This window comes from Clostridium cuniculi, from assembly GCF_004353185.1.
Classification (GTDB): Bacteria; Bacillota; Clostridia; order Clostridiales; family Clostridiaceae; genus Clostridium; species Clostridium cuniculi.
The window spans coordinates 73,931-85,563 of sequence record NZ_SMUS01000007.1 but is presented as its reverse complement, the minus strand read 5'-3'; the positions used below and the strand labels follow the sequence as shown (position 1 = coordinate 85,563).

Annotated in this window: 6 protein-coding genes; 5 read left to right on the top strand and 1 reads right to left on the bottom strand. The window is 28.1% G+C overall.

The window, feature by feature from the left end; genetic code table 11:
- The first annotated feature begins 87 nt into the window (after positions 1-87).
- The 5 genes from yicI (at position 88) to EJJ37_RS04875 (ending at position 10,670) form a co-directional block, all read left to right on the top strand.
- Complete coding sequence (gene yicI, locus EJJ37_RS04895; protein WP_133014475.1) at positions 88-2,421, top strand: alpha-xylosidase; 2,334 nt, start codon at positions 88-90, stop codon at positions 2,419-2,421.
- A gap of 154 nt (positions 2,422-2,575) precedes the next feature.
- Positions 2,576-4,711, top strand: coding sequence for a beta-glucosidase (locus EJJ37_RS04890; protein ID WP_133014474.1), 2,136 nt, complete (start codon positions 2,576-2,578; stop codon positions 4,709-4,711).
- Between the two features lie 11 nt (positions 4,712-4,722).
- Positions 4,723-7,044 carry a glycoside hydrolase family 95 protein gene (locus EJJ37_RS04885; RefSeq protein ID WP_133014473.1) on the top strand — a complete coding sequence of 774 codons (2,322 nt, stop codon included), beginning with the start codon at positions 4,723-4,725 and terminating at the stop codon, positions 7,042-7,044.
- 291 nt (positions 7,045-7,335) lie between these two features.
- Positions 7,336-9,126: a cache domain-containing sensor histidine kinase gene (locus EJJ37_RS04880; RefSeq protein WP_133014472.1), complete on the top strand. Its 1,791-nt coding sequence runs from the start codon at positions 7,336-7,338 to the stop codon at positions 9,124-9,126.
- Complete coding sequence (locus tag EJJ37_RS04875) at positions 9,120-10,670, top strand: response regulator transcription factor (protein ID WP_133014471.1); 1,551 nt, start codon at positions 9,120-9,122, stop codon at positions 10,668-10,670. Before EJJ37_RS04880 ends, EJJ37_RS04875 begins: the two co-directional genes overlap by 7 nt.
- Before the next feature lie 42 nt (positions 10,671-10,712).
- Here the strand turns inward: EJJ37_RS04875 and EJJ37_RS04870 are convergent, their stop codons facing one another.
- The gene (locus tag EJJ37_RS04870; RefSeq protein WP_133014470.1) at positions 10,713-11,573 is read right to left on the bottom strand and encodes a S66 family peptidase; all 861 of its coding nucleotides are present in this window, start codon (positions 11,571-11,573) and stop codon (positions 10,713-10,715) included.
- Positions 11,574-11,633: the final 60 nt, after the last annotated feature.

The following is an 11,633-nucleotide window of genomic DNA, read 5'->3' as shown; positions in this document are numbered from 1 at the left end:
ATAAAATTTTTATGGTATACGATTACAAAGGTCGCTCTTATAATTAAGTTATAAAGAAATATTATATAAACATAAGGAGTGAAAATAATGAAATTCAGTAATGGATGTTGGTTAAATAAAGATGGAATAGTTAGATATAGTCCACAAGAAGTTTATAGTAGTAAGATAGAGGAAAAACTTTTAACACTTCATGCTCCATGTAACAGAATAAATCATAGAGGAGATACACTTGGAGGGCCAGTTATTACTTATAAAATATCTTCTCCAATGAAAAATATATTAAGAATAAGAGCTTATCATTATATGGGAACTCAAAATAATGGTCCAGAATTTGAAATATATGAAGATAATAATTTTAAACCAGAAATAACTGAAAATGATGAAATTATTACAGTAAAGTCTGGAGATTTAAAAGTTAATATAAATAAAGATTTCTTTAGTATGGAATTCTTTAATGGAAATAAATTGTTAACTAAGAGTGCAAATAGAAGCTCAGCTTATTATAAAGAAGAAGGTGGACAATTCTTAAGTAATGAAGGTATTGAAACTTTCATGAGAGAGCAATTATCCTTATCAGTTGGTGAAGCTGTATATGGGTTAGGTGAAAGATTTACTCCATTTGTTAAGAATGGACAATCTATAGATTGTTGGAATGAAGATGGTGGTACAAGTACAGAGCAAAGTTATAAAAATGTACCATTTTATATTACTAATAAAGGATATGGAGTATTTGTAAATCATCCAGAAAGAGTATCATTTGAAGTTGGTTCTGAATTAGTTACAAAAGTACAATTTAGTGTCCCAGGAGAATCTTTAGATTACTTTATTATAACTGGAGATGATATGAAGGAAGTTTTAGAAAACTATACTTCATTAACAGGTAAGCCAGCACTTCCACCAGCATGGTCATTTGGATTATGGCTTACAACTTCATTTACAACTAATTATGATGAAAAAACTGTAACACAATTTGTTGATGGAATGGCAGAAAGAGATATTCCACTTCATGTATTCCACTTTGATTGTTTCTGGATGAAAGGTTTTAATTGGTGTAACTTTGAATGGGATAATGAGGTGTTCCCAGATCCAAAAGCTATGCTTGAAAGATTAAAAGCAAAAGGGTTAAAAATTTGTGTTTGGATTAATCCATATATAGCTCAAGAATCTTCGTTATTTGAAGAAGGTAGAGAGAATGGATACTTTATAAAGAGACCAAATGGAGACGTATGGCAATGGGATATGTGGCAACCAGGAATGGCTATAGTAGATTTTACTAATCCAGATGCTTGTAAATGGTATGCTGATAAGTTAAGAGATTTAATGGAAATGGGAGTAGATTGTTTTAAAACTGACTTCGGCGAAAGAATACCAGTAGAATGCACTTATTTTGATGGTTCTGATCCTGTTAAAATGCATAACTATTATACACAAATGTATAACAAAGTTGTATTTGATGTAATTAAAGAAGTAAAAGGTGAAAATGAAGCAGTTCTATTTGCTAGATCAGCTACAGCTGGTGGACAACAGTTCCCTGTGCACTGGGGTGGAGATTGTACATCAGAATATGAATCTATGGCAGAAAGCTTAAGAGGAGGATTATCACTTTGTCTTTCAGGATTTGGATTCTGGAGTCACGATATTGGTGGATTTGAAAGTACTTCAACACCAGATGTTTATAAGAGATGGGCAGCATTTGGACTTTTATCATCACATAGTAGATTACATGGAAGTACTTCTTATAGAGTTCCATGGCTTTATGATGAAGAATCTTGTGATGTAGTTAAGTTCTTTACAAACTTAAAATGTAGCATAATGCCATATCTATTTAAAACAGCAAATGATACAGCTACAAAAGGAATTCCTACAATGAGAGCTATGATTTTAGAAAATCAAAATGATCCAGCTTGTAGATATTTAGATAGACAATATATGTTAGGTGATTCAATATTAGTAGCACCAATATTTAATGAAGAGGGTATTGCAGAGTATTACTTACCACATGGAACATGGACAAACTTCATAACTGGAGAAAAGCATGAAGGCGGAAGATGGATAACTGAAAAGCACGGATATTTAAGTATTCCAATGATGGTTAAAGAAAATAGTATAATTGCAGTAGGTGCTAATAATACAGTTCCAGATTATGATTTTGGAAAAGATGTTTCTTTAGAAGTATTTGAATTAGTAGATGGAAAAGTAGCCAATGTAGAAGTATTAAATAAAGAAAGAGAATTAGTATTAAATGCTACAGCATTAAGAAATGAAAACACAATTGAGTTTAATGTTGAGGCTAAGGATTCTTATTCAATAATACTTAGAGGAATTACAGAAGTGCCAAATGTAGAAGGGGCAAGTGTTGAATTAACTGAAAAGGGAATTAAGTTAATACCAACTGCAAATAGAATACTTTGCAATATTTAAGTAAAACTCAAAATTTAAATTTTGTTAAGCTGAACTTAATAAATAATTTTTAGAGAGAGTTAAAGGTTGAGGAGGAAAAATAAAGCTGGGCTCAGCTTTATCCTTAATCTTTAACTCTTAAATTTTATATAAAAAATTTGGAGGTAGTTTAAGTATGGAAAAAGAAAAAATAAATTATGAAAAGATAGAAGAAATAGTATCAGAACTTAGATTAGAAGAAAAGGTAGCCATGGTTCATGCTGCAGGGTTATTTAGAAGTGGAAATGTAGAAAGATTAGGAATCCCATCATTATATATGTCAGATGGACCAATGGGAGTAAGAAATGAGTTTCCTAATGCAAGTTGGGTACCAGTAGGAAATAGTGATGATTATGTAACATACTTACCTTCCATTTCTGCACTAGCTTGCACTTGGAATAGAGAGTTAGCTTATGAGGAAGGAAATGTTTTAGGAAAAGAAGCTAGAGGCCGTGGAAAAGATATAATTTTAGCTCCAGGAATTAATATAGTTAGAAGTCCATTAGGAGGAAGAAATTTTGAATACATGTCAGAGGATCCATATTTAACAGCACAACTTGCAGTACCTTATATAAAAGGTGTGCAAGAAAATGATGTTGCAGCATGTGTAAAACACTTTGCAGTTAATAGTCAAGAAACTGAAAGATTAAATGTAGATGTTGTAATTGATGAAAGAGCAGTTAGAGAAATTTACTTACCTGCATTTGAAGCTGCAGTAAAAGAAGGAAATTCTTACTCAATAATGTCAGCTTATAATAAACTTTGGGGGTTACATTGTTCACATAATAAGTGGTTACTTAGAGATGTATTAGAAAAAGAATGGGGATATGATGGTGTATTAGTATCCGATTGGAGTGCTATAAGTAATACGAAACTTGCAGCAGAAGCTGGAATGGATATTGAAATGTCTGTAACTGATAATTTTGATGAGTATTTCTTTGCTAACCCTTTAATTAAAGCAGTTAAAGAAGGTGAAGTAAAAGAAGAATTAATAGATGAAAAAGTTAGAAAAATATTAAAGTTAATGTATAGATTAAATATTTTTTCTGAAGATAGAAAAAGTGGAGAATATAATAGTTCTGAAAGTAGACAAAAAACTCTTGATATAGCAAGAGAAGCAGTAGTTTTATTAAAAAATGAAGAAAATGTTTTACCTTTAAGTAAGAAGGTGAAAAAAGTTGCTGTAATAGGGGAAAATGCTAATATAAGACACTCAGAAGGAGGGGGATCTGCTGAAGTTAAGTCATTATATGAAGTAACACCATTAATGGGAATTAAGATGTTATTAGGTGGAAATGCAGAAGTATCTTACGCTAAAGGGTATACTCATGATTTAAATGAAAGGGAATCAGTAAAGGAAGAGGCTATTGAATTAGCTAAAAATAGCGATATTGTTATTTTTGTTGGTGGATTAAAACATACAAAAGAAGATTTTTCATTATTCCAAAATGCTCTTCATTCATCAAAAGAAGAAAACATGGTTATAAATATAGATAGTGAAGGTAATGATAAAACTGATATGAAATTACCATATAAACAAGATGAAATTATCAATAGTTTATTAGAAGTAAATCCAAATACTGTAGTTGTTATAACAGCAGGTTCTCCAGTTGATATGAGCTCTTGGGTTAATAACTGTAAGGCTCTAGTTAACGTTTCTTATAATGGAATGGAAGGGGGAAGAGCTTTAGCAGAAGTGTTATTTGGAGATGTAAATCCTTCAGGAAAATTAACAGTTACAATACCTAAAAAATTAGAGGATTCACCAGCACACAGTATTGGAGAGTTCCCAGGGGGAGAGAAGGTAAGATATGATGAAGGTATATTTGTAGGTTATAGATATTTTGTAAGTAATGATGTAGAACCACAATTTGCATTTGGTCATGGTCTTTCTTATACAGAATTTAAATATGAAGATATAAGAGTAAATGTCATTGAAGAAAAGGATGAAATAAATACTGAAGTATCATTTAATTTAACAAATATAGGTGATAGAAAGGGTGCAGAAATAGCTCAGCTTTATGTTAAAGATGTTGAATCAAGTTTAAAAAGACCTACTTTAGAATTAAAAGGATTTGAGAAAGTTTCTTTATTGCCAGGTGAAAGTAAAAGGGTAACTATTACGTTGGATAAAAAGGCTTTTGCATTTTATAGTGAAGATGAAAAGTCATGGATAGTAGAACCTGGTAAGTTTAATATACTTGTTGGTAGTTCTTGTACTAAAATTAATTTAGAAGAATGTATTAATATTAAATCAAAATATAAATTTTAAGGGTAAGAATTATGAGTAATAAATTAAAGTTATGGTATAAAGAGCCTGCAAAAGAATGGGTAGAATCTCTTCCACTTGGGAATGGTAGATTAGGTGCTATGGTTTCAGGAGATGTATATAATGAGAGAATTGCATTAAATGAAGATACATTGTGGACAGGTATTCCTGTAGATAAAAACAATTATGAGGCTATTGACTATTTAGATGAAGTAAGAAATTTAATTTTAAGTGAAAAATATTATGATGCCCAAGAGCTTATGAATAATAAGCTCTTATCAGGATATACTGAATCATATGCTCCACTTGGTGATTTAAATTTAAGGTTTAATCATATAGAAAAATATGAAGAATACAAAAGAGAATTAGATATAGAAAATGCAAAAGTAACTATAACATACAATATAAATGAAATTAATTATAAAAGAGAAGTTTTTATCTCAGCACCAGATAATGCAATAATAATTAAGTTAACTTCAGATAAAGAAAAAAGTATAAGCTTTAGTGCTACTTTGAAAAGTTTATTAAAATCAGAAATTTATCAATTAGATAAGGATATTATTGCATTAAAGGGAGTAACACCTATAAAAGCTTTACCAGGCTATGTAAACGAAGGTGATGCAATTATTTATGATGAAAATGGACAACTTGGAATGAGATTTGAAGTTCAATTAAAATCAAGAATTAAAGATGGAAATATTAGTGTAAGTAATGGAATACTTAATATAGAAAATGCTACTGATGTAACTTTAATAATAGTTGCTAATACAAGCTTTAATGGATTTAATAAAGAGCCGGGAACTGAAGGAAAAGATGAGAAGCTTTTATGTAGAACACAATTAGAAAAGCTAAAAGATAAATCCTATGAAGAAATTTTGAAAGATCATATAAGGGATTATAAAAGTCTTTTTGGAAGAGTAGAGTTTTCTTTAGGTGATGATGATTTTAGTGATATACCAACAAATGAAAGATTAGAAAGACTTAGACTTAATGATGAGGATTTAGGACTAATAAGTCTTTATTTTCAATATGGAAGATATCTCTTAATAAGTTCATCAAGAAGTGGAAGTCAGCCAGCAAATTTACAAGGTATTTGGAATGAAGATTTAAGACCTGCTTGGAGTAGTAATTATACAGTAAATATTAATACTGAAATGAATTATTGGGCAGCAGAAGTTTGTAATTTATCAGAATGTCATACTCCGCTTTTAAATATGTTAAGTGATTTAAGTATAACTGGAGCAAAGACAGCTAAAACAATGTTTAATTGTAATGGATGGACTACAAATCATAATGTTGATTTATGGAGATATTCTAGTACTGTAGGTGGAAGTAGCGAATGGGGATTCTGGCCAATGGGTGGAGCATGGATGTGTCAACACCTTTGGGAACATTATGATTTTACTAGAGATATAAATTTTTTAAGAAATGAAGCATATCCAATTATGAAGGGAGCAGCAACATTTATATTAGATTATTTAATTGAAGATAAAAATGGAAATTTAGTTACATGTCCATCAACATCTCCGGAAAATAATTTCTTGGATGAAGAGGGAAGAAAATGTTGTGCAAGTATAATGTCTACAATGGATATTGCTATTATAAGAGATTTATTTAATAACTGTATATCTGCTATTAACATATTAAATTATGATAAAGAATTTAAGAGCACTTTAATAAAAGCAATAGAAAGAATTCCGCAGTATAAAATAAATAAGTTTGGGGGAGTTCAGGAATGGTTTAAAGATTTTGATGAATATGAACCTGGACACAGACATATGTCTCACTTATTTGCTCTTTATCCAGGAAAGGAAATTACAGAGGGAAAAAATTCATCATTATTTCAAGCAAGTAAAAAAACATTAGAAAGAAGATTAAGCAAAGGTGGAGGGCATACTGGTTGGAGTTGTGCATGGATAATTAATTTTTATGCAAGGTTGAAAGAAGCAGAGTTAGCAGATAAATATTTACATGTATTATTAAAGAAGTTGACATTTATTAATCTATTTTGCGTACATCCTCCATTTCAAATTGATGGTAACTTTGGTGGCACAGCAGGAATAGCAGAAATGCTAATTCAAAGTCATGATGAAGTTATAGAAATATTACCTGCAATTCCTATTAGTTGGTCATCTGGAAGCGTTAAAGGAATAAGAGCAAGAGGTGGATTTATAGTTGATTTTAAATGGAGAGATAGTATTGTAACTAATTTTTCTATAACATCTACTGTTGGAGGAAAGTGTAAAGTTAAGTTTGATAAAAGTTTTGAAGGTTCAATGATTAATGACTTTATAGAAATAGATACAGTTGCAGGAAAAACTTATAGATTAAAATAGAAAGGAGAATGTGATTAGCTTTAATACTTTTCACATTCTCTCTTTATTTAAAGTGGGGATTATTTGTGCTTTAAAATGAGTATTAATGTATAGTTTACAATAAAAATAAAATAAAAAATACTATAATAATTTGATTAATAATACACTAAAAATTATATATTAAAAATAAAAAATAATAAAATTTTAAATTATGTATACAATTACAAAAGAAATGTGATATATTGAAAGTAATATGTAGAATTTACAATTAATGTAGGTAATTAGAAAGAATTTATAAGTAGGTATTGAGAAATGAAGTTAATAAAAAATATAATTAACAATATGAAAATAAGAACTAAACTAATAATTTCATATTTATCTATAGTAATAGTTACTGTACTTATAGTTGGAGTATATCTAATATCTAGAATGAATAATATAGTAGTAGAAAATGCAATAAAAGAGGGACGGTATAATAATAATTCTGTTAAGTCTAGAATGGAAGAAGTATTAAAATTAGCAATAAATACTTCAGATATGATTTATCAAGATGATAATTTACATTCAATGTTAAAAAGAGAATATGATAATTACGGACAAGTTGTATCAGCATATAATGAGTATACTATATTAAGAGATTATTTAAAGTATTATAATGAGTTTAATGGTGTAGAGATGTATGTAGATAACGATACCCTATTAAGTGCAACAGGAATATTTAAAGTTACAGATGAGATTAGAGAAAGCTCATGGTATAAGAAGGCAATAGAAGATAAAGGAATAATAACTTGGCTATACAAAAAAGATGAAACAACAGGAAATTATAGTTTATCTCTTGTTAGAGCAATTAATTCAACTTCTAGAGGTCATATAGGTGTATTAGTAATAAGTATAAATCCTAATTATCTAGCTGATATAGTTAACGATGAGAGATATAAGACAAGCATATTAGTAGATGGTAGAGTTATATATTCAAACGATCTTAAAGTTGGAGAAATTGCAGATTTAGGGAGAAGTGAAGCTGAAGCAAGTTATTATTATGAGATAAATGAAGAGTTTAATGAGAATGGAGATCATTTAATTTTAAATACATTTAAATTAGATAAGTCTTTTAATAATACATTTCAAGTCTTAGTAAATGTTCCAGTGGATATAATAACTATGGAATCAAGTACTGTTATTAATAAAGGTATACTTATAATTGGAGTTGCCATAATGTCTTCATTAATTGTAATATTATATTTCTCTAAAAATTTCTCAGATAGAATAAATATATTAAGAAGTGAAATGCATAAAGTTGTTAAAGGAAATTTCAATATTAAAAAGAGCATGGATGGAAATGATGAGATTTCAGAAGTTTATGATGACTTATATATAATGATGGAAAGTATAAATAAATTAATTGATGAAGTATATATTAGAAAGATTCAACAGGAAAAATTAATGGTTAAACAAAAAGAAGCTGAGTTTAAAATGCTAGCAAGTCAAATTAATCCACATTTTTTATATAATACTTTAGAAACTATTAGAATGAGAGCTTTTTGTAGTGGAGATAGGGAGCTTGCAAGTATAGTAAAAAAACTAGGTAAAATTATGAGAAGAAACTTAGAAGTTAGTAATCAAAATGTTTCCTTCGAATCTGAATTAGAGTTAGTTAAGAATTATTTAGAAATACAAGAATTAAGATTTAAAGGTAAGGTTGAACATGAGTTTAATATAGAAGTAAATGCAAAAAAATATAATATACTACCATTATTATTGCAACCAATTGTAGAAAATGCTTTTGTTCATGGTTTAGAGGGTACAAAGGAAAAAGGGAAAATAATTATAAGTGCATTTGAGGATTTTGGATATCTTCTAGTTGAAATATCTGATAATGGTTGTGGTATGTCTAGAGAGAGATTAGAATTTATTAATGATAATTTAGGAAAAACCAATAAAAAGGAAAATGGACATCAAAGTATTGGAATGGGAAATATAAATGAAAGAATAAAAATATTTTATGGTGATAAATATGGAATACATGTATTTAGTGAGTTAAATGTAGGTACAAAGGTAGTGTTAGTATTACCAGCTATTGAGGGGGATGAGGATTTATGTTAAAAGTTTTAATTGCAGATGATGAGCCATATGTAAGAGAAGGGATAAAAAATATAGTTCCCTGGGGTGAGTGTGGATTTGATATATGTGGAGAAGGTACTGATGGAGATGATACGTATAAAAAGATATGTGATTTAAATCCTGACTTAGTTCTTATAGATATAAGAATGCCAGGAAAATTAGGGGTAGATGTAATTAGAGAAAGTGTAGAGAATGGGTTTAAAGGAAAGTTTATAATAATAAGTGGATATTCAGACTTTCAATATGCAAAGCTGGCTATTAAATATGGTGTAAAATCTTATTTGTTAAAGCCTATAGATGAAGATGAACTATATGATATAGTTATTAATTTAAAAAATGAAATAGAAGAAGAAAAAAATAAAATTAGAAATATTGAGATTCAAAAAAAATATGTTAAGGAATATTCTTTATCTCAGCTTATGCTAGGCAAAAAGGTAGATGATTATGAGGAGGTTAGAAGTTATTTAGATTATTCAAATTATACAGTAGCATTAGTATTTAATTATGATGAAAAAACAAAAAATGAAAATTTAATAGAACTAGAAAACTGTGTAAAAAATAGATTAAATAATATTGATGGAGTAGAGGTTTGTAAGATTAAGAACAAAGTAGCAATATTATTTTGTGATTTTAATAGTAGTCATTCGCTTAATATATTAAATAGTGTAAGTAATGAACTTAGTAAATCTTTAAATGGAAAAATATTTTTAACCGTAGGAAAAAAGGTTAATAGTATTGATGATATTATTTTATCTTATACTACAGCAAATGAATTGATGAAAACTAAGTTTCTATTTTTAGAAGAGAGTATATTAACTGCTGAAAGAGTAAGTGAGCTTAGTAAAATGGAATTTTTAGTTGGTGAGATGGATATTATAAATAAGATTTTCACTTATGTGGAAATTGGAGAAAATATTAAAATTAAGGAGCTATTAAAAAGTTTAAAGGAAGTTATTCAATCAAAATTTTATACTGAAGATCAAATTAAAATTTTAATTACGAAAAGTTGCTTAGAGTTTTATGATAAAATTAAAAATGATTATGAAGTAGATAGAAGTTTAATTTTAGATAATGAAGTAATAATAAAGGAGATATATGGCACTGAAAGTTTACAAGAGATTATAGAGGTTTTAGAAAAAAGATTAATTAGTATTTCAAAAGTTATTTCTTTTAATTCTTCAGATAAATCTATAAAGAGAATAGTTAAATATATTGAAAATAATTATTATACCGATTTAAAATTAGAGCTTTTAGCAGAAATATTTAACTATAATAGTGCTTATTTAGGAAAGGTTTTCAAGAATAATACAGGAATGAGTTTTAATACTTACTTAGACACTATAAGAATAGATCAAGCTAAGAAGCTACTTATGGAAGATAAACTTAAAGTATATCAAGTTTGTGAAAAAGTAGGATATAAAAATATTGATTATTTTCATAGTAAGTTTAAAAAATATGTGGGGGTTAGCCCTCTTAATTATAAGAAACAAGTTGAAAGTGGAAAAATTAAAGAGTTAGTTAAATAATGGTAAGGTATAAATCAATACCTTACCATTATTTGTCTTCTTTTACAGAAGAGTAATATTTTCACCTATAGCAATACATTTAGAATTAGCTCCATGGCCAATTTCTTCTGTTTTAGCAATAGGTAAATTAGGATTATTTATTATTTTTACTACTAATTCTTCGATAGTAGGAGAGATATTACTTTCCTGCATTTTAGTGAAAGTACCTAGTATTAAACCTTGAATTTTATCAAAGATGCCCATTTGTTTAAGTTGATTTAAAAAGGCAGACATAAGCCCAGCTTCACCACCCATACTTTCTAAAAATAAAACTTTATCTGTAAAATCAGGCATATATTTAGTACCTGCTAATTTTAAGAGACAACGAATATTTCCACCTACAACAGTTCCTTCTATCTTAGAACCTTGAATAAATTTATAAGAAAAATTAAATAAATCATTTTTATTATTGAATAAGCTATTAGTAAAATTAGATTTTTGATTTTCACTATCAGAATAAATAAGATTCCTTATTTGATAAAGATAAACGGGGTTGTTAGTTTGAGAATAAATAGCATTTAGTACTGTAGTTAAATCACTATAACCAAAGAATGGTTTAGGATTTTTAGATATATAATCATAATCCAAATAATCTAAAACTTCGTTGGCTAAATCACCACCTGAAATATCAAAAATTGCTTTTATTTCTTTATTTTTATATAAATTCATAAAAGCTTTTCCTTTATCTTTAGCAGAACCATTAAAAGGTGAATTAATTTCATAAATATATTCGCTGCAAATAGGATTTAAATTTAAATTTTTTAATTGTAATAATAAGTTTTCAATTTTATTCTTATTAGCTAATGGTTGACCATTGGAACAGGCTACGATACCAATATAGTCATCCTTTTTTAAAAGATACATGAAAATACCTCCAATATATAAGTTTTATATATAATTTTATTATTTATATTAAAATTAATA